At 71.8% G+C, this 20129-nt stretch carries 16 protein-coding genes; 10 read left to right on the forward strand and 6 right to left on the reverse strand.

Annotated features, from left to right (window positions below):
* Positions 1 to 418 precede the first annotated feature (418 nt).
* The 8 genes from B9W62_RS11315 to B9W62_RS11350 all read left to right on the forward strand — a co-directional run bounded on the left by B9W62_RS11315 (position 419) and on the right by B9W62_RS11350 (position 11266).
* Positions 419 to 4462, forward strand: coding sequence for a sensor histidine kinase (locus B9W62_RS11315; RefSeq protein ID WP_087807056.1), 4044 nt, complete (start codon positions 419 to 421; stop codon positions 4460 to 4462).
* 9 nt (positions 4463 to 4471) lie between these two features.
* Positions 4472 to 4885 carry a roadblock/LC7 domain-containing protein gene (locus B9W62_RS11320; protein WP_003973453.1) on the forward strand — a complete coding sequence of 138 codons (414 nt, stop codon included), beginning with the start codon at positions 4472 to 4474 and terminating at the stop codon, positions 4883 to 4885.
* 111 nt (positions 4886 to 4996) lie between these two features.
* Positions 4997 to 5395 carry a DUF742 domain-containing protein gene (locus B9W62_RS11325; protein WP_003973454.1) on the forward strand — a complete coding sequence of 133 codons (399 nt, stop codon included), beginning with the start codon at positions 4997 to 4999 and terminating at the stop codon, positions 5393 to 5395.
* Entirely contained in the window at positions 5376 to 5951 is a 576-nt protein-coding gene (locus tag B9W62_RS11330; protein ID WP_003973455.1) for a GTP-binding protein, read from the forward strand. The genes B9W62_RS11325 and B9W62_RS11330 overlap by 20 nt, the downstream gene beginning before the upstream one ends.
* 419 nt (positions 5952 to 6370) lie before the next feature.
* The gene (locus tag B9W62_RS11335; RefSeq protein ID WP_179235430.1) at positions 6371 to 9613 is read left to right on the forward strand and encodes a sensor histidine kinase; all 3243 of its coding nucleotides are present in this window, start codon (positions 6371 to 6373) and stop codon (positions 9611 to 9613) included.
* Between the two features lie 10 nt (positions 9614 to 9623).
* Positions 9624 to 10037, forward strand: coding sequence for a roadblock/LC7 domain-containing protein (locus B9W62_RS11340; RefSeq protein ID WP_004983065.1), 414 nt, complete (start codon positions 9624 to 9626; stop codon positions 10035 to 10037).
* A gap of 94 nt (positions 10038 to 10131) precedes the next feature.
* Positions 10132 to 10704: a DUF742 domain-containing protein gene (locus B9W62_RS11345; protein ID WP_087807057.1), complete on the forward strand. Its 573-nt coding sequence runs from the start codon at positions 10132 to 10134 to the stop codon at positions 10702 to 10704.
* Positions 10685 to 11266, forward strand: a complete 582-nt coding sequence (locus B9W62_RS11350; protein ID WP_009314218.1) for a GTP-binding protein — start codon at positions 10685 to 10687, stop codon at positions 11264 to 11266. Before B9W62_RS11345 ends, B9W62_RS11350 begins: the two co-directional genes overlap by 20 nt.
* Positions 11267 to 11523: 257 nt before the next feature.
* Here B9W62_RS11350 and B9W62_RS11355 read toward each other — a convergent pair whose 3' ends face one another.
* From B9W62_RS11355 to B9W62_RS11365, 3 genes are all read right to left on the reverse strand, one after another.
* Positions 11524 to 11721: an acyl-CoA carboxylase epsilon subunit gene (locus tag B9W62_RS11355; protein WP_059302326.1), complete on the reverse strand. Its 198-nt coding sequence runs from the start codon at positions 11719 to 11721 to the stop codon at positions 11524 to 11526.
* A 17-nt stretch (positions 11722 to 11738) separates the two neighbouring features.
* Complete coding sequence (locus B9W62_RS11360; protein WP_087807058.1) at positions 11739 to 13322, reverse strand: acyl-CoA carboxylase subunit beta; 1584 nt, start codon at positions 13320 to 13322, stop codon at positions 11739 to 11741.
* A gap of 154 nt (positions 13323 to 13476) precedes the next feature.
* On the reverse strand, positions 13477 to 15834 hold the full coding sequence (locus B9W62_RS11365; protein WP_087807059.1) for a polysaccharide lyase 8 family protein: 2358 nt from the start codon (positions 15832 to 15834) through the stop codon (positions 13477 to 13479).
* A 152-nt stretch (positions 15835 to 15986) separates the two neighbouring features.
* Between B9W62_RS11365 and B9W62_RS11370 the strand changes: the two genes are divergently transcribed.
* Complete coding sequence (locus B9W62_RS11370) at positions 15987 to 16544, forward strand: YceI family protein (RefSeq protein WP_087807060.1); 558 nt, start codon at positions 15987 to 15989, stop codon at positions 16542 to 16544.
* Here B9W62_RS11370 and B9W62_RS11375 read toward each other — a convergent pair.
* Positions 16531 to 17106: a cysteine hydrolase family protein gene (locus tag B9W62_RS11375; RefSeq protein WP_087807061.1), complete on the reverse strand. Its 576-nt coding sequence runs from the start codon at positions 17104 to 17106 to the stop codon at positions 16531 to 16533. The genes B9W62_RS11370 and B9W62_RS11375 overlap by 14 nt on opposite strands.
* Positions 17107 to 17149: 43 nt before the next feature.
* Positions 17150 to 17734 (reverse strand): TetR/AcrR family transcriptional regulator, encoded by a 585-nt coding sequence (locus B9W62_RS11380; RefSeq protein WP_087807062.1) that lies wholly within the window; start codon positions 17732 to 17734, stop codon positions 17150 to 17152.
* A 79-nt stretch (positions 17735 to 17813) separates the two neighbouring features.
* Between B9W62_RS11380 and B9W62_RS11385 the strand changes: the two genes are divergently transcribed.
* Positions 17814 to 18767 (forward strand): DMT family transporter, encoded by a 954-nt coding sequence (locus B9W62_RS11385; RefSeq protein WP_087807063.1) that lies wholly within the window; start codon positions 17814 to 17816, stop codon positions 18765 to 18767.
* Positions 18768 to 18782: 15 nt separating this feature from the next.
* On the opposite strand, the gene B9W62_RS11390 is transcribed toward B9W62_RS11385, so the two are convergent.
* On the reverse strand, positions 18783 to 20123 hold the full coding sequence (locus B9W62_RS11390) for a hypothetical protein (protein WP_087807064.1): 1341 nt from the start codon (positions 20121 to 20123) through the stop codon (positions 18783 to 18785).
* Between the last annotated feature and the right edge of the window lie 6 nt (positions 20124 to 20129).

The raw sequence follows: 20129 nt of genomic DNA on the forward strand, positions 1-20129 counted from the left end.
TTGCGACGCCGCCGCCACTCCGACTAAACCGACATTGCACATCTGAAGGCATCATTCCGCTGCTGATCATGGCGACTGGGACACCCGCCAAGCCTCGACGACTCGCGTGCATACGTCCGGTTTACGGGTGATCATCTTCTACGGCTGGTGACCCGGCCCTCACGTGGTGTCACGTATCTCACGGCCTGCCCCACGGGCCTTGTTGGAGATCCTGCACTGTGCTGGAATTCCACGGACCGCCGCAGGATCGACCCGGCGCACAGGGGGCGCACACCAGCGCCGAGCGGCGGTGAGAAGGGGGAGCCAGCGCCGGTCACTCACGACCAACACAGGGGCGTATTCAGGGCGCCCCTTTGACGCCGACACCGTGCCCGACCGTTCACGCGGCAGGGCGCCTGGTCCAGAGGTTGCGACGCTAGTGCAGGGACGTTTCAAGAGGGATGGCAGCGCTTCGGCGGAGCCGGAGCCGCAGGGCGGGACTGGCCCCAAGGCCGTCAGCTCCTCGCCCCAGCACGCCCAGAACCCGGGCCAGACCCAGCCCGGTGACGGCGGGGAGCGCGCCGGTCAGGCGACGGGCCCGTCGGCTTCCGGCCAGCAGTCGCCCACCAAGCCGGCCAAGGGCTCGACCGGCCCCGGCCCGCGAATAGCCCTGCGCAACTGGCGGATCTCCACCCGTCTGGTGTCGCTGCTGGCGCTCCCGGTGGTCGCGGCGACCTCGCTGGGCGCACTGCGCATCAACCAGTCGATGGACGACATCCAGCAGCTCGAGAACATGAAGCTGCTGACCGAGATGACCAAGCAGGCCACGGAACTGGCCGCCGCGCTCCAGGAGGAGCGCGACCAGTCCGCCGGTCCGCTGGCCCACGGCTCGAAGTCCAGCGCGATCGCCGTCAAGGGCGACCGCGAGCAGACCGACCGGGCCCTGAAGAACTTCCTCGACAAGTCCGAGCAGATCGACGCGGCGAGCAAGGACGGCAAGCTCGTCGGCGTCCGGGACAGCCTCGTCGGCATCGCGAGCGACCTGAACGACCTGACCAAGATCCGCAGCGCGGCGTACACGGCCAACGACAACTCGACCCAGACGGTCGAGGCCTACCACCGCCTGATCACCCACCTGCTCGACCTCTCGCAGGACATGGCGGAGGCGACCAGCAACCCCGACATGATCCAGCGCACCCGCGCCCTGTCGGCCTTCTCCTCGGCCAAGGAGTACGCGTCCATCCAGCGCGCGGTCCTCGCGGCGGCACTCCCGGCGAACAACAGGGACAAGGGCGACCTCGCCGAGAACGACCGGCTGTACGCCCAGTCCGCGCTACAGAGCCAGACCTCCGAGATCCGCAGCTTCACCAGCATCTACGGCGAGGGTGCCGAGGACCTGCTCAAGCCGATCTCCGAGGGCAACCCGGTGATCGAGGCGTCCGACCAGTACGCGGGCCGCGCCCTCGCCAAGACCGGCGGTCTGGCGGGCCTGAAGTCGCGGTCCTACCAGGACTGGCTGGACGACAGCTCCACCAAGATCCAGCAGATGAAGAACATCGAGCTGAAGCTGCTGGAGGACATGGAGCAGCAGGCCCGCGAGCTGCGCAACGAGTCCGAGCAAGAGGCCATCATCTCCGGTGTCCTCATCCTGCTCGTGCTCGGCGTCTCGCTGGTCGGCGCGTTCGTCGTGGCGCGGTCCATGATCCGCTCGCTGCGCCGGCTGGAGGACACCGCGACCAAGGTCGCCCAGGACCGCCTGCCCGAGCTGGTCAAGCAGCTCTCCGAGACCGACCCGCAGGACGTCGACACCTCGGTGGAGTCGGTCGGCGTGCACTCCCGGGACGAGATCGGCCGAGTGGCCGCGGCCTTCGACGACGTGCACCGCGAGGCGGTCCGCCTCGCCGCCGAGCAGGCCCTGCTGCGGGGCAACGTCAACGCGATGTTCACCAACCTCTCGCGCCGCTCCCAGGGCCTCATCCAGCGTCAGCTCTCGCTCATCTCCGAACTGGAGTCCCGCGAGGCCGACCCGGACCAGCTGTCCTCGCTGTTCAAGCTCGACCACCTCGCCACGCGTATGCGCCGTAACGGTGAGAACCTCCTCGTCCTCGCCGGTGAGGAGCCGGGCCGGCGCTGGACCCGTCCGGTCCCGCTGGTCGACGTGCTCCGTGCCGCCGCCTCCGAGGTGGAGCAGTACGAGCGCATCGAGCTGGCCTCCGTGCCGAGCACCGAGGTCGCCGGCCGCGTGGTCAACGACCTCGTGCACCTGCTCGCCGAGCTGCTGGAGAACGCGACCTCGTTCTCCTCCCCGCAGACCAAGGTCAAGGTCACCGGTCACGCGCTGCCCGACGGCCGGGTGCTGATCGAGATCCACGACACCGGTATCGGCCTCTCGCCGGAGGACCTGGCCGCGATCAACGAGCGGCTCGCCTCGCCGCCCACCGTGGACGTCTCCGTCTCCCGCCGCATGGGTCTGTTCGTGGTCGGCCGCCTCTCGCAGCGCCACGGCATCCGCATCCAGCTGCGCCCGTCCGACTCGGGCGGTACGACCGCGCTGGTCATGCTGCCCGTCGACGTCGCCCAGGGCGGCCGCAAGCCGCAGCCCAAGCCCGGTCAGCCCGGCGCGGGCAGCGGCGGTCCGGCCGCCGCGCAGGCCGCCGCCGGTGTCGCCGCGGCCCGCCGCGGCGGACCGGGCGGCGGTGCCCTCGCGGGCGGCGGTGCCTTCGGCGGTGGAAGTGGCGGCGGTGCCCTCGGCGCCGGTGCGCCGGGCGGCCGGCTCGGTGCCGGCCAGGGACCGCGGGCCGCACTGCCCGGGCGCGACGCGGGCGGCCGCCCGGGTGCGCCGGGTGGCGCGCGCGGGCCCCAGTCCCCCGGTGCCCCGGGCCAGCAGAACCGTCCGGCTCCGGCCGGGGCGGGAGCAGGTGCCGGTGCCGGTGCAGGTGCCGGTCAGGCGCCGGGTGCTCCGCAGGGGCTACAGGCCGCGGGCATGAACGCGCCGCAGGGCAACGCGCCGGCGAACAACGCCTCGCAGGGCCAGGACATGTTCGGCGGCTCCCGCACTCCCTCGGCGCCCCCGCAGCGTGCCAAGCGCGGTGGCAACGGCGACGCCGAGCAGGGCCGCCGTCCCCAGCTGCCGCCGCGCGGCGGTCCGCGGGCCGAGCTGCCCGGCGGCAACCCGCAGCCGCGGGTGCCCAGCTGGAGCGACGAGAACGCGCAGCCGCCCGTGCCGCGTGCCTCGCTGGACGCGCCGCGCGGCCACGACGAGCCGGGCGGCTCCCGCGCCGACGAACGGCAGGGTCCCGGCTCGACCGCCGAGATGCCGGCCGTGCCCCGGTTCGGCGAGCCCCAGTCCCCCGCCGCCACGGCCGAGTTCCCCCGCCCCGACTTCGACGCCCCGGCCCCCCGGCGGGACGAGCCGCAGGACACGGGCCAGTTCGCCCAGCCCGCGCAGAACCAGTACGACGGCCAGAACCAGTACGACGGCCGCAGCCAGTACCCGCAGCACGACGACCAGAACCAGTACGGGCAGGATCAGTACGGGCAGGACCAGTACGGGCAGGACCAGTACGGGCAGGACCAGTACGGGTCCGGCCAGTACGGTCAGGGCCGGCCGGGCCAGGACCAGTACGACCGGAGCGGGTTCGGCCAGGACGCGCCGCGGAACGACCAGTTCGCGCGTCCCGAGCCGGCCGCGCCGCAGCAGGGCGGCGGTTCCTTCGTCCGCTCGGACGTCTTCGGCGGGCAGCCCGCCCCGTCGGCCCCGAACGGCTCGGCACCGGCGGACCGGTTCGCCGGTGCCCAGGGCTACGACAACGGCTCGACCGGGCAGCACGACCTGCCGGTCCGTCAGAACCCGGCGGCCACCGGCCAGTTCGAGCGTCCGCAGACGGGCGGCACGCAGGGCGGGAACGACTTCGGCGCCCCGCGTCCGCCGGCCCCGCAGCGGCCGGTCGCACCGGAGCCGGTGGGCCAGAACACCAACGGAACTCCCCCGCAGCGGCCCCAGGACGGATGGGCCCTGCCCCCGGCCACCGGTCCCGGTGACGGACGCACGCCGCTGTACGACACGCTGGAGACCAACTGGTTCCACGGGGACCGCGAGGCGAGGGCGCCGCAGGCCGCCCCGGCCGCGTCCCCGGAGCCGCAGGCCGCCCAGCCCCAGACCCCGGCGGCCCCCCAGCGGCCGGCCACCTCGGCCTGGCGCAGCTCGCCGAACGACGATCTCGTCCGGCAGGCGGAGCGCGTCAGGCAGCCGGCCGCGGGCGGGGTCACCACCTCCGGCCTCCCGCGCCGGGTCCCCCGGGCCAACCTCGTCCCGGGAACGGCTCAGCAGCAGTCGCACCAGAGCGGTCCCGCGGTTTCGCGTGCGCCCGACGACGTGCGCGGCCGGCTGACCAATCTCCGTCGGGGAATCGCACAGGGCCGTCAGGCCGGTACCAACCAGACCGGCAGCTACCCGCGGCCCACTCACCAGCAGGAGCGTTAGTTGAGCCCGATGAGCCAGGCGGCACAGAACCTCAACTGGTTGATCACGAATTTCGTGGACAACACCCCAGGGGTGTCCCACACCGTCGTCGTGTCCGCCGACGGACTCCTCCTGGCGATGTCGGAGGGCTTCCCCCGCGACCGCGCGGACCAGCTCGCGGCCGTCGCCTCGGGGCTGACCTCGCTGACCGCCGGGGCGTCCCGGATCTTCGAGGGCGGCAACGTCGCGCAGACGGTCGTGGAGATGGAGCGGGGGTTCCTCTTCCTCATGTCCGTCTCGGACGGCTCGTCCCTGGCCGTCCTCGCGCACCCGGAATGCGACATCGGCCTCGTCGGCTACGAGATGGCGCTCCTGGTCGACCGCGCGGGCGCGGTCCTCACACCCGACCTGCGCGCTGAACTACAAGGCAGTCTGCTCCACTGATCGGCCCCGGCACCACCCGTGTTACCAAATCACCGTCCGGCCGCCACAATCCCCCCACCGGCCTCGTCAGACGGCTTGACTGACCGACTTGCTGTCCCGCCCGGAGGATTCATGACCCCGCCCACCGCCTCTCATGATCCGTACGCGGAGCCGTACGAGGACGAGGGCGACCAGCCGCTGGTCCGTCCCTACGCGATGACCGGTGGCCGGACCAGGCCGCGCTACCAGCTCGCCATCGAGGCGCTGATCAGTACGACGGCCGACCCGGCAGCGCTCATGGGACTGCTCCCCGAGCACCAGCGGATCTGCCACCTGTGCCGCGAGGTGAAATCGGTGGCCGAGGTGTCGGCCCTGCTGGCGATGCCGCTCGGCGTGGCGCGAATCCTGGTCGCGGACCTCGCGGAGGCCGGGCTCGTCGCCATTCACCAGCCCGGCGGAGACGAGAACAACGGCGGTGCGCCTGACGTGACACTGCTCGAAAGGGTGCTCAGTGGACTTCGAAAGCTCTGACGGAGGGCGGGCGACCACCTCCGCGAAGATCGTGGTCGCCGGCGGCTTCGGCGTCGGCAAGACCACGTTCGTGGGCGCCGTCTCCGAGATCAACCCCCTGCGCACCGAGGCCGTGATGACCTCGGCCAGCGCCGGGATCGACGACCTCACGCACGCCGGGGACAAGACGACCACCACGGTCGCCATGGACTTCGGCCGCATCACGCTCGACCAGGACCTGATCCTGTACCTGTTCGGCACGCCCGGCCAGGACCGGTTCTGGTTCATGTGGGACGACCTGGTGCGCGGCGCCATCGGCGCGGTCGTGCTGTGCGACACCCGTCGGCTGGCCGACTGCTTCCCGGCCGTCGACTACTTCGAGAACAGCGGCCTGCCGTTCGTCGTCGCGCTCAACGGCTTCGACGGCCAGCAGCCCTACTCCCCCGACGAGGTGCGCGAGGCGCTGCAAATCGGTCCGGACACCCCGATCATCACGACCGACGCCCGGCACCGCGCCGACGCGAAGTCGGCACTGATCACGCTGGTCGAGCACGCGCTGATGGCCCGCCTGCGGTAGGCCACCACGGCGGGTCCGCCAACCGCCGCAGCCAAGTCGGCAGGCATCTACGGCACTTGTCGTAGACGGGTCGGAGCCGACTGTGTCCTTTGACACGGTCGGCTCCGCTGTTCATAACGTTTCGGCAGAGGAATCGGGTGGTACCGACACGCGACGCGGTCAACTGGTCTCGCTGCGCGCACGAACGCCCCGTCTTTTGACGGACCTCGCTCTTTATGACCGTTTTACGCGGGGCTTACATCACGTGTAACCCCCGCGTTCCACTGTTTGGAAGAGCGCTGGTCGCCGTGCTGGAATGCCAGAACTGCCCCATGGTCGAAGACGTACTCAGCAGTAGCGCGTACTCGATGACTGACGGAGTGGGTTCTGAGACACCGCGGCACGACACAGGTGCCGACCGCCGAGAGGTTGTTGGTCGAGTGAGGCGAAGCAAGAACAGTCCCGAGCCATCGGCCCGGGGCAACTTCACCCCGCCGCCGCGCACAGCGGCGCCCGCCCCCGCCCCGGCCGCGGAACAGAAGGCCGAGCCGCCCGCGCCGAGCGGTGGCCGTTTCACGCCGCGCAACTGGCGGGTGACCACCCGGCTGAACGCGATCCTGCTCATACCCGTGCTGGTCGGCCTCGTCATGGGCGGCTTCCAGGTGAAGAGCTCGATCGACACCTGGCAGGACGCCGAGGACGCCGAGAGCACCGCGCGTCTGGTGCGTGCCTCCCTCGGCTACGCCAACGCCCTCTACAACGAGCGCGACATCACGGCGGCCCCCCTGCTGCAAGGCAAGGGCGAAAAGGACGCCACCGTCGCCAAGGCCCGCCAGGCCACCGACGAGGCGGCCGACACCTTCGACGAGGCGGCCCAGGGCATGCCCGGCAAGGCCGGCCTGGAGCGCCGGCTGAAGGTGTTCCGCGAGCAGGAGCCCAAGCTCCAGACGCTGCGGGCGGCCGCGTACACCGCCAAGCTGAAGGGCGTGGAGACCGAGGAGGGCTACACCGGCGTCGCCCATCCCCTGATGGAGTTCGCCAACGAGCTCGGTCTGGGCACCGGCAACATCACCTCCTACGGCCGCACCGTCTACGCCATCTCCCTGACCAAGGCCGCGCTCTCCCTGGAGCGCTCCATCGGCATGCACATGCTGGTCAAGCCGGGTCCGGAGCCCAGCCACCTCGCCAGCCAGCGCGTCGCGCTCTCCTCGTACGCGTACCTGGAGCGCATCGCGATCGAGGAGTACATCGGCGGCGGCACCGAGGCTGACGCGCAGAAGCTCGAGGACGCCGAGGCGAAGCTCAAGGAGGACGGCGCGGCCATGGCCAAGGAGGCCAAGGCCAAGGACCCGGACTACGTGCCGCCGCCGTCCGACCCGACCACCATGATCTCGGAGCTGGCCCAGCTCGCCTCCACGGACACCGGCGCGCGGGCGGAGCTCGCCCAGCAGGGCATCACGCCGGAAAACTGGTGGGCGGTCAACACCCTCAAGTTCGACGCGTACCAGAAGATCGAGTCGGACCTGGCCGACAAGGCGGTGTCCGAGGCGTCCGCGATCGCCGACGACGCCGAGCGCGACGCCTACATCACGGGTGCCGCGATCGTCATCGCGCTGCTCGCCGCGTTCATCCTGGCCGGCATGGTGGCCCGCGGGATGAGCCGCTCCATGCGCCAGCTGCGCAACGCCGCCTTCGGCATCGCCGAGCAGCGGCTGCCGATGCTGGTCGACCAGCTCTCCCGCACCGACCCCGGCCGGGTCGACACCCGGGTGCAGCCGATCCCGATCACCTCGACCGACGAGATCGGCGAAGTCGCCCGCGCCTTCGACCAGGTGCACCGCGAGGCGGTCCGGCTCGCCGCCGAGCAGGCGCTGCTGCGGGGCAACATCAACGCGATCTTCACCAACCTGTCGCGCCGCAACCAGTCGCTGATCGAGGGCCAGCTGAGCCTGATCACCGACCTGGAGAACAACGAGGCCGACCCCGACCAGCTGGAGAACCTCTTCCGGCTGGACCACCTCGCCACCCGTATGCGCCGCAACGGCGAGAACCTCCTGGTCCTCGCCGGCGAGGAGCCCGGCCGCCGCTGGGACCAGCCGGTTCCGCTGGTCGACGTGCTGCGCGCCGCCTCCTCCGAGGTGGAGCAGTACGAGCGCATCGAGCTGTCGGGCGTCCCCGAGGCCGAGATCCACGGCCGCGCCGTGACCGACCTCGTGCACCTGCTCGCCGAGCTGCTCGAGAACGCCACCACGTTCTCCTCGCCGCAGACCAAGGTCCGCGTCACCGCGACCCGGCTGCCCGACGGCCGCGTGATGGTCGAGATCCACGACAAGGGCATCGGCCTGACCGCCGAGGACTTCGCGGACATCAACCACAAGCTGGCCAACCCGCCGACCGTGGACGCCGCGATCTCGCAGCGCATGGGCCTGTTCGTGGTCGGCCGGCTGTCCGACCGGCACGGCATCCGCGTGCAGCTGCGCCCCTCCGGGGAGCAGGCGGGCACCACCTCGCTGGTCATGCTCCCGGACGCCATCACCCACGGTGGCGGTGGCGAGCAGCAGCAGCAGCGCGACGAGTTCACCGTGTCGCAGATCATCCCGGAGCAGAACTTCCAGGGCGAGAACCTCGGCCAGGTGGGCCAGGTCGGCCAGCCCATGCGGACCGCCGCCGAGCTGGGCTTCGACGACAGCCGGTACGCCGAGATCCCCGACGACATACGCGAGCTGGACCCGGTCGGCCGCTCGCTGATGCGCGAGGAGCGCCGCGCCGCGCTGGAGGCCCAGTCGCACCCCGAGCTGCCGGGTCCGGTGGACCGGGGTGACGGCGGGAGCACCGACGCCACCGGGTTCCAGGACCAGTTCACCGGCCGGCAGCCGGGCTACGACGGACAGCAGCCGGGCTACGACCAGCCCCTCGACGGCTACCAGCAGCAGAACGGCGCGTACCAGGAGCCGGCGAGCGCCGGGTACGACCAGCAGTCGGCGTACGCGGACCCGCAGCAGGCCTACCAGGAACCGCAGCAGGCGTCGTACGACGAGCAGTACTACGCGCCGAACGGCGGCCCGCAGGAGAACGGGGGCTACTCCCCCTTCGAGCAGCGGCGCCACCAGGACGACTGGCCGCAGCAGGACGGATACCAGAACGGATATCCGGACCAGTACTCCGCGGGTGCCCCGCAGGCGCAATCCGCCCAGGCCGCTGACGTGACCGAGCCGGACCGCGTAGGCTTCGACCGTCCGGGGCCGGCCCCCTCCGCCGCCCACGAGCTGACCGACGCCGGTCTTCCCCGCCGCGGATCCACCGCGAGCGGCGCGGGCGATGCGGAGCACGTGGGCCAGGAGACGCCGGCCGCCGCACCGGGGGCGGGCGGCGAGGACACCTGGCGGTCGGCCAACGACGACCGCTGGCAGCAGGCCTCGGCGCTGCGCAAGCCCAAGGCGGGCGGGGTGACCTCCTCGGGTCTGCCGCGGCGGGTGCCCAAGGCCAACCTGGTCGAGGGCGCGGCCGAGACCACTCCACAGGGAGGCCCCCAGGTCTCCCGCGCTCCGGAGGACGTCCGGGGCAGGCTGAGCAACCTGCGGCGCGGCGTCGAGCGAGGCCGCAACGCAGGCAGTGAAACGAACGGCCAGGACACAAGGAATGAACACCGTGGTCCTGACAGCACCTACAACCAGGAGCGTTAGTGTGAGCCCGATGAGCCAGGCGGCGCAGAACCTGAACTGGTTGATCACCAACTTCGTGGACAACACCCCGGGGGTGTCCCACACGGTGGTGGTCTCCGCCGACGGACTCCTTCTGGCGATGTCCGAAGGGTTCCCCCGCGACCGAGCCGATCAGCTCGCGGCCGTCGCCTCCGGCCTGACCTCGCTGACCGCCGGCGCCTCGCGCATCTTCGAGGGCGGCAGCGTGAACCAGACGGTTGTGGAGATGGAGCGCGGATTCCTCTTCATCATGTCCATCTCCGACGGCTCGTCCCTCGCGGTTCTCGCACACCCGGAGGCGGACATCGGTCTCATTGGGTACGAGATGGCCCTTCTGGTGGACCGTGCCGGCACGGTTTTGACCCCCGATCTGCGGGCTGAGCTCCAAGGGAGCCTTCTCAACTAAAGGACAGACGGTGCGTTTTGGCGTCCCGTGGCCGTAAAGTTTCGGGACGCGGCTCCACAGTGATGGGTGCCAGGCACAGTCGGAGGAGGAAAAAGTGGCAACACCCCCAGGCGGTCCGTCATCGGGCAACTGGTCGTACGGCTCCGGTCAGGGCCAAGGCGACGGCTCGGCGAACGGGTACGGCTACCCCTCCGTGCCGAACCACCGGCAGCCGTACGCGCCGCAGGGCCCCGGCCCTTCGCCGTACGACCAGCCGCACGCTCCGCGCATCCAGCCCGTGCAGCCGCAGCGCCGCACCCCTGAGCCGGCGCCCGCCGGGGCGTCGAACAACCCCCTGGTGCGCCCGTACGCCATGACGGGCGGCCGCACCAGGCCCCGGTACCAGCTCGCCATCGAGGCGCTGGTGCACACCACCGCGCAGCCGCACCAGATGCAGGGCCAGTTGCCCGAGCATCAGCGGATCTGCAACCTCTGCCGGGAGATCAAGTCGGTGGCCGAGGTCTCGGCCCTCCTGACGATCCCTCTCGGCGTGGCCAGGATCCTCGTCGCCGACTTGGCGGAGGCGGGACTGGTCGCCATCCATCAGCCCGGCGGCGACGAGAGCGCCGGCGGCCAGCCAGACGTGACACTGCTCGAAAGGGTGCTCAGTGGACTTCGCAAGCTCTAGCGGCGGTCCTTCCCGCTCCACCACTTCCGCGAAGATCGTGGTGGCGGGCGGCTTCGGCGTGGGCAAGACCACGTTCGTCGGCGCTGTCTCGGAGATCAATCCGCTGCGCACCGAGGCCGTGATGACATCCGCGTCCGCGGGCATCGACGACCTCACCCACACCGGGGACAAGACGACCACGACGGTCGCCATGGACTTCGGCCGCATCACGCTCGACCAGGACCTGATCCTGTACCTCTTCGGTACGCCCGGCCAGGACCGGTTCTGGTTCATGTGGGACGACCTGGTGCGCGGCGCCATCGGGGCGATCGTCCTGGTCGACACGAGGCGTCTGGCCGACTGCTTCCCGGCCGTCGACTACTTCGAGAACAGCGGCCTGCCGTTCGTGATCGCGCTCAACGGCTTCGACGGCCAGCAGCCGTACAACCCGGACGAGGTCCGGGAGGCGCTGCAAATCGGCCCGGACACGCCGATCATCACGACGGACGCGCGGCATCGGGCCGACGCGAAGTCCGCGCTCATCACGCTCGTGGAGCACGCCCTGATGGCGCGGTTGCGCTAGCCGCTCAGCCTGCGGGCAGTCGTGCCGCTGGGGCGATGGGGGTCCCCCCGCTCGAGCGAAGCCGAGAGTGGGGGAGGGTGGGCGCAGGCGGCACCCCGCTACGCCGGGCTGCGATACGCCCCCTGCGGCCACCGGGCTGCCGGGGGCGGTTTCGTTGCCGGGTGCGGGCAGTTCGTGGCTTGTCGCGCAGTTCCCCGCGCCCCTGAATATGCGAGCAGGGCCCCTCCTCACGGAGGGGCCCTGCTCGCATATTCAGGTCAGCGCCAGCTGTGCGGGGCGCGGAAGCCCGGCTCGCGTTCCAGGCGGCGCCAGCCCGCGCGGGCGCGGCCGCCGCCGTGGGTCGGGGCGATCTCGGCGGGGCGGGCGGCGGCGCGGGCCAGGAGGAGGGCCGTGATGGCGGCGACTTCCTCGGGTTCGGCGTGGCCCTTCTCGACGCGGATGTCGGGAGTGGACATGGAAGTGGCTCCTCGGGTCACTGCGGCGGGTTGCCGTGCTTGCGGGAGGGCAGGTCGGCGTGCTTGGTGTGGAGCATCGCCAGGGACTTGATCAGCACCTCGCGGGTCTCGGCGGGGTCGATGACGTCGTCGACCAGGCCGCGCTCGGCCGCGTAGTAGGGGTGCATCAGCTCGGACTTGTACTCCTTGACCATGCGGGCCCGCATGGCCTCGGGGTCCTCGGCCCCGGCGATCTGCCGGCGGAAGATGACGTTGGCGGCACCCTCCGCGCCCATGACGGCGATCTCGTTGGTCGGCCAGGCGTAGGTGAGGTCGGCGCCGATGGACTGGCTGTCCATGACGATGTAAGCACCTCCGTACGCCTTGCGCAGGATGAGCGAGATCCGGGGCACGGTCGCGTTGCAGTAGGCGTAGAGGAGCTTGGCGCCGTGGCGGATGATGCCGCCGTGCTCCTGGTCGACGCCGGGCAGGAAGCCGGGTACGTCCAGAAGGGTGACGATCGGGATGTTGAAGGCGTCGCACATCTGGACGAAGCGGGCGGCCTTCTCCGACGCCTCGATGTCCAGGACGCCGGCCAGGGCCTGCGGCTGGTTGGCGACGATGCCGACGACCTGTCCGTCGAGGCGGGCCAGCGCGCAGATGATGTTGCGGGCCCAGCGCTCGTGGACCTCCAGGTACTCGCCCTCGTCGACGAGTTCCTCGATGACCTTGGCCATGTCGTAGGGGCGGTTGCCGTCCGCCGGGACCAGGTCGAGGAGCGTGTCCGAGCGGCGGTCGACGGGGTCCGAGGACTCGGCGCGGGGCGGGTTCTCCCGGTTGTTCTGCGGGAGGAGGGAGAGGAGGTAGCGGACCTCGGCGAGGCAGGTCTCCTCGTCGTCGTAGGCGAAGTGGCAGACACCGGACGTCTCGGCGTGCACGTCGGCGCCGCCCAGGCCGTTCTGCGTGATCTCCTCGCCGGTGACCGCCTTGACGACGTCCGGGCCCGTGATGAACATCTGCGAGGTGTCGCGGACCATGAAGACGAAGTCGGTCAGGGCGGGGCTGTAGGCCGCGCCGCCCGCGCACGGGCCGAGCATCACGCTGATCTGCGGGATGACGCCGGACGCCCTGGTGTTGCGCTGGAAGATGCCGCCGTACCCGGCGAGCGCGCTGACGCCCTCCTGGATACGGGCGCCGGCGCCGTCGTTCAGCGACACCAGCGGGGCACCGGCCGCGATGGCCATGTCCATGATTTTGTGGATCTTCGTGGCGTGGGCCTCGCCCAGCGCACCGCCGAAGATCCGGAAGTCGTGGGCGTAGACGAAGACCGTGCGGCCCTCGACCGTGCCCCAGCCGGTGACGACACCGTCGGTGTGCGGCTTCTTGGCCTCCAGGCCGAACCCGGTCGCCCGGTGCCGGCGCAGCTGCTCGACCTCGCGGAAGGAGCCCGGGTCCAGGAGCAGCTCGATCCGCTCACGCGCCGTCAGCTTGCCCTTGGCGTGCTGCGCCGCCGTAGCCTTCTCGCTCGGCCCGGCCAGCGCCTGCGCACGGATCTCGTGCAGCTCGGCCACTCGCCCGCGCGCGTCCGTCGGCTCACCCGGCGCCTCGTCCAAAACGGTCATGTAGCGACTCTACGAACCCGACCAAGGATTGCGAGCCGTCGACTCCGTACAGTCTCCGGCCCGTTTTCCTGGTAGCACCGAACAGAACCCCCATCGCATGCAGCCTTTTCGACTGCTCAGAGGGGCTCCTGCTTGTAGAGGTCGCACAAAGCCGTCAGCTGAGAGTCACCTCACATTCATGGGTGGTACATACCACCCCTGGGGTGACGCGGAGGTGCAGTCGGCGGCCCGTCGTGAGGATCTCCACCGTCTCGTCGGCCCGCGACACCGCTCTCACCGGGTGGTCCCAGATGATCTCCAGGGGTTCTCCCGTGCGCGGCGGTTCGCTCACGCAGAGCGTAGCGGTACGGCCCCGGCGGCGGACCAGCACGCTCGCCCCGGCCGTCGCGGTGAGCGGGCCCGCCGTGCCGGCCTGCCAGAAGTTGGCGGCCGTGAGACCGAGGGCGGGGACCGTCACCGCCTGGCGGCGGCCGTCGTTGGCGAGGACCGTGACCCGGCGCTGGTCGGCGGCGCGGCGGGCGACGGCCGCCCGGGAGGCACCCGGCATGACGGTGTAGACGTAGCCGGCGTCGGCCGGGTCGGTGCCGTGGTCGAGCCAGAGGGTCTGCCGGCGACGGGTGCGGCGCTCGGTCGTGCTGGTGGTGTTGATGTCGGACCAGGCGCCGGTGCGGTCCTCGCGCAGGGTCCGCAGGCCGCCCCCGGGCACGATCCAGCCGCCGTGCCCCTCCAGGTGGGCCCAGTTCCGGCCGCGGGCGAGGACCTGGTCGCCGCCCTCCCCCAGATTGCGGTTGTCCACGACCGTCTCGACCGGGACACCGTCCGCGCAGGTGATGCCGGCGCCCAGGCAGACCACGGAGTCGTCGAGGAAGAACCAGGACTTGCGGGCCTCCAGGGTCGAGCCCAGGCCCTTGAGGTGCTGCCCCACGGCCGCGTACTCGCCGTCGGTCGTGCCGCCGACCCAGCGCACGTCGGGTTTGGGGGCGCCCCATTCGCCGCCCGCGCGGTCGGGCAGGCGCTTGGTGGAGACGGTGGTGCCGGGCAGCCGGTACCAGTCGACGGTGGGCCAGAACCAGTCTGTGTACTGACCGGACCGGTCGGACTGACCGGGCCGGTCGGACTCGGTCCCGTTCGCCCACCAGGTGAGCATCCCCGCGCCGGTGTGCCAGCCGCGGGGGTTCTCGCCGTTGCCGCACTCGTAGTGGGCGATGCGGTTACTGGCCATCGCGAGGCCCGCGGTGAAGGCGGGGCGGCGGTGGACGGCGCGGTCCATGGCGGCGAAGAGGTGGTGCCCGGCGGGTTCGGGGGCGGCCTCGCCCGGGGCGTCGGCGATCGCGTGCAGCCGGGCCAGGTCGGCGACCGGGAACTGGGGCGCGGTGAGGAGCGGGGTGACGGTGTCCCGTTCGATCCAGCCCTTGATCCGGGCGTACCAGCGCTCGCGCTCGGCGTCGCTCGCACCGCCCGCGAGGACCGCCATGGCAGCGATGATCTGCTGGCCGTGGAAGTGGTCGCTGCGCATGACGTGCAGGTCGTCGCTCTGGAGGTACCCCCGGCTGATGGCCCGCCCGTTGACGATGTCCATGACCAGTCCGTCGTGGATCAGGGGCGCGTAGGCGTGTTCGACGCTGTCGAGGACGATCTGCCTGCCGGGGTCCTTCACCTCCCACTCGGAGCCGGCCAGCAGGGTGAACAGCCGGCCGAGGCCGTCCAGCATGACCTGGCCGTACGTCCCCGAGTACGCGACCCAGGTGTGCTGGACGAAGGAGCCGTCGGCGTAGAGCCCGTCCCCCTCGGTGACGTAGGGGAAGACCGGCGAGAGGGCGTCGCGGGCCAGGGCGAGCTTGGCGGGGGCCCGGCCCAGGACGCCGCGCAGGGCGACGGAGCGGCACAGGTCGACGCGGTTGGCGCCGGTGGAGGTGCCGGTGTAGTCGCCGAGCATCGTGTCGGGGACGAAGTGGTCGACCGCGGCGCAGGCGGATGTAACGCGATCGGTGCCCAGATGGTCGTACAGGGCGGCCGTGATGTCCATCAGGAGCCGGGGGCTGCCGATCTGCCATTCCCACCAGTTGCCGTAGCGGGTGGTGGCGGGGTTGTAGACGGTGGCCGAGAGGTGGTCGAGGCCGCGCAGGATGTCGGCGAGGAGGGCGGAGTCACCGGTGGAGCCGGTGCCCTCCTGGACGTACGCCTCGGTCATCGTCCACAGGCGGCCGTAGGCGAAGGTGATGCCGGCCGGCGGGTCGAAGGGGTGGCCGGGCCACAGGGAGGAGGAGGTGGGGGCCATGGTGGCGCGGTGGCCGCGGGCGCGTGCGCCGGTCTCGGCGAGGCGGGAGGCGTACGGCTCGGCGGCCGGGTCGTAGCCGGTGCCGAGGGCGATCTCCAGCCAGCGTCGGCGGAGGTCGTCGTAGGGGTCGGCCGCGGCGGCCGCGACGCGGGGGGCGGCGGTGAGGGCGGCGGCCGCGGCCGCGGCGAGCAGGACCGCGCGGCGGGTGGGGGCGGCGGGGCGCTGTGGGGTCATGCTCATGCCGTCTATCACGACGGGGGCGGAGAGGGGAACGGTGCCGCAACACGTGCGGCGCGGGTGGTTGATGACGGCGCGGAATAGCTCTAGAGTCGAACTCGTTGAACTGGTTGAACATTCAACATCAAGGACCTTCCCCGGAGGACACCATGACCACCACCCCCGACCTCTCCACGCTGACCGGCGACTACACCGTCGACCCCGCCCACACGACGATCGGCTTCACGGCGCGCCACGCCATGGTCACGAACGTCAAGGGCAAGTTCCGGGACTTCACCGGCACGCTGCACCTGGACGGCACCGACCCGTCCCGTTCCACGGCGTCCCTGGACATCACGATGGACAGCATCGACACGGGCTCCGCCGACCGTGACGGGCACCTGAAGGGCTCGGACTTCTTCAACACGGACGAGCACCCGACGATGACCTTCCGCTCCACCAAGGCGGAGTCCCTGGGCGGCGACGACTACCGCATCACCGGTGACCTGTCGATCCTCGGCACGACCAGGCCGATCACCATCGACCTGGAGTTCAACGGCGCCGCCAAGGACCCGTTCGGCGCCGAGCGCGTCGGCTTCGAGGGCAAGGCGGAGATCAAGCGCTCGGAGTGGGGGCTGACCTGGAACGCGGCCCTGGAGACGGGCGGCGTACTGGTCTCCGACAAGATCAAGCTGAACTTCGACATCTCGGCGATCAGGCAGGCCTGACGCCCCGCGCCCCCTCGGGGGCACCGAAGTCCACGTCGGCGGCGGCCCGGACCCGGATACGGCGGCCGGGCCAGCCGATCGTGCGGTAGACCGCGTTGTACTGCGCGATCGAGCGGTCCGCCGGGACGAGGTCGGTGTCCGCCCCGGTCCGCACCGACGTGGTGTGCCCGTCGGCGACGACGACCAGGTCGTAGCCCCGGCTCAGCGCCTGCCGCGCCGTGGTGTCCACGCAGACCTCCGTGGCGAACCCGGTCACGATCACCTCGGTGACACCGCGCGCCGTCAGGACCGCGTCGAGGTCGGTGCCCAGGAAGCTGTCCGGGGTGGTCTTGTCCACGACCGGCTCCCCCTCCCGCGGCGCCAGCTCGGGCACGACCCGCCAGCCCTCGGTCCCGGGGACCATGCCCGCGTCCTGCTGCCGCACGGTCACCACCGGCACCCCGGCCGCTCGGGCCCGCTCGCCCAGTCCGGCGATCGCCGCGACCGTCTCGGCGGCCCGGTGCGCCATGGCGACCGTGGTGTTCTGCATGTCGATGACGAGGAGCGCGGTGGTGGGCGGCACGGGCCCACCGTAGCGGGGCGTCCGGCCCGTGCGCCGCCCGTTTTCACCCGCGCAGCAGCTCCCGCACGTGGTCGAGGGCGGTGTCGAAGGGGTCGGGGACCACGCCCACCCCGTGGGCGACCAGCGCCCCCTCGTGCAGCAGCATCAGGGTCCGGGCCAGCCGCTCCGCGCCGGCCGCGTCGATCTCCCGGGCCAGGCCGGTGAAGAGGTCGAGCATCCACCGCTTCTGGCCGGTGATGACCGGGTGGGCCGGATGGGCCGGGTCGCTGATCTCCGCATGCGCGTTGATCATGCTGCATCCCTTGGCGCCGTACCGCGCCGACCACGCGCGCGAGGCCTCGAAGACCGCCTCGATCCGGCCGGCCGCCCCCTCCCCCGCCACCTCCAGCCGTCCGGCGAGCAGGTCCCGCCAGCGCTCGTCGCGCCCGGCCAGGTACTCCACGACGATCTGCTCCTTCGAGCCGAACCGGTCGTACAGCGTCTTCTTGGTCACCCCGGCCTCGGCGGCGATGAGGTCCACCCCCACGGCGTGGATGCCGTGCTCGTAGAACAGCCGCTCGGCGGCCTCCAGCACCCGTCGCGCGCCGGGCGTCAGCCGGACGCGGCGCGGTTTCTCTTCCTGACCCATGTCACCAAGTATACCGGTCTGTATAGTGGGCACCCGAGACTAGTAAACCGATCTGTCTACTCTGGACGGAGTCGACGACATGAACGTCCTGCTCTCGGCCGCCTTCGTGCTGTGCTGGAGCTCCGGCTTCATCGGCGCCAAGCTCGGTGCGGAGACCGCGGCCACGCCCACCCTCCTGATGTGGCGCTTTGTGCCGCTCGCCGTGGCCCTGATCGCCGCCGCGGCCGTCTCCCGGACGGCCTGGCGCGGCCTGACCCTGCGCGGCGCCGGCCGGCAGATCGCCATCGGCACCCTGTCGCAGAGCGGCTATCTGCTCAGCGTCTACTACGCCATCGAGCTGGGGGTCTCCAGCGGCACCACCGCCCTGATCGACGGCGTCCAGCCCCTGGTCGCCGGCGCGCTCGCGGGTCCCCTGCTGCGGCAGTACGTCTCCCGCAGGCAGTGGCTCGGACTGTGGCTCGGACTCTCGGGCGTGGTCACGGTGACCCTCGCCGACGCCGCGGCGGCGGGGGCGGGAGTGGCCTGGTGGGCGTATCTGGTCCCGTTCCTCGGCATGCTGTCGCTGGTGGCGGCCACCTTCCTGGAGAGCCGCACGCGGGAGCCGGTCGCGCCCCGGGTCGGCCTGACGATCCACTGTGCGACCAGCGCCGTCCTCTTCTCCGGCCTGGCCCTGGCCGCCGGGGCGGCGACGCCGCCGGCCGGGTCCTCGTTCTGGCTGGCGACCGCCTGGCTGGTGGTGCTGCCGACCTTCGGCGGCTACGGGCTGTACTGGCTGATCCTGCGCCGGTCCGGCATCACCGAGGTCAACACCCTCATGTTCCTCATGGCGCCGGTCACGGCGGTGTGGGGTGCCCTCATGTTCGGTGAGCCCTTCGGCGTGCAGACCGCTCTCGGACTGGCGGTCGGCCTCGCGGCCGTGGTCGTCGTCCGGCGCGGCGGCGCGGACCGGAGGCGGCGGCCCGTGCGGTCCGGCGCGGACCGTCCGGCGGACCCGAGGCGGGCGGCGGCCGGACGGACGGCCGCCGGGCGCTGACCCGGGCCGCGCGCCTCAGAAGCCACCGCCGAAGTCCCCTCCGCCGCCGAAGCCGCCGCCCCCGCCGAAGTCACCGCCGCCGAAGCCGCCCCCGAAGTCCCCGGGGTCGAAGTCGCCGCCCGACACGTCGCCGCCCTCATGGCCGCCGAAGTCGCCGTACCCGGCTCCGTAGGCGGGGCCCGCCATCATGCTGCCGAGCATGGTGCCGACCAGCAGCCCGGGCAGGATGCCGCCGCCGAAGTAGCCGCCCGCCCAGGGGCCGTAGGCCGGGCCCGCGTCCCAGTAGGGCCGGCGGCCGTAGTCGGTGTCCACCTCGCGGATCATCGGGTCCCGGCCGTCGGACAGCCGGGCCTGGTCGGCCGCGCAGACCGGGACCTGGCGCGTGCTGCCACCCGGCGGGGTCCAGGTGGCGTCGGCGACGGAGGGGCCGTGTCGCGGGTCGAAGAAGCAGGGCGGCCTGCGGTCGGGCAGCGGCCTGCCCTCGCGGCGGGCGGCGAGCTGCGCGAGCGAGAAACGGCCGTCCTCCACCGCCTGGGTGACGGCACGCACGTCCTCGGGTTTGCGGGCGTCGGCCATGAACGTCTTCGCCTGCTCGTAGGCGTCGAGGGCGCGCTCGTAGTCCGCCCGCATCGCGTCGTCGGCACCCGGTTCCCCCGGGTGGAAGTCCAGGCGGTCCAGCTCCTCGCCGAACGCCGTGATGTCCTCGTCGACCACCACCCGCAGCCGCTCCAGCGCCGCCCGCTGCTCCGCCTCGCGGCGGTGGCGGCTGCGCCGGGAGACCGCGTAGACGCCCGCGCCGCCGATGACCACCACCGCGCCCGCGGTGATCAGGGCGCCCGTGGGCGCGGAGCCGCCGCCGGAGTCCCAGGACGAGGGGGCGGAGCCGCGCACGCTGCGCAGCGCGTCGTCGACGAAGTCGTTCAGCTGGGCCTTGGGGTCGCCCGCGCCCTGGACGGCGGTGACCAGGTTCTGCACGCCCTGGCGGCTCAGCACGCTGCTGTCGGCCCGGGCGTCGAAGCGGTCGCCGAGGCGGACGCCGTACAGGCCGGTGATGCCGGTCTGGGTGCGCAGGTTCTGGAAGAGGTTCTCGGTCGGGTAGCCCGCCGGGAGGACCGCCACGAAGACCGGCTCGCCCGCGTCCTCGATCTTGTCGGCGAGGGCGTCCGCGTCCGACTCGGACAGCAGGTCGGAGGCGGCCGGGTCGACGTACACCGGACTCTCGCGCAGGGCCGCGCCGATCTCGGAGACGCCGGTCTCCGCCTGTGCGCCGGGCGCACCGGCGAGCAGCACCGCCAGCGCGGCGACGACCGGCGCGACCAGGAGGCGTATGAGGAACCGAGCACGAACGCCCTTCATACGTTC

This window comes from Streptomyces sp. CS113 (assembly GCF_002188365.1).
In the GTDB taxonomy this organism is placed as follows: Bacteria; Actinomycetota; Actinomycetes; order Streptomycetales; family Streptomycetaceae; genus Streptomyces; species Streptomyces tendae.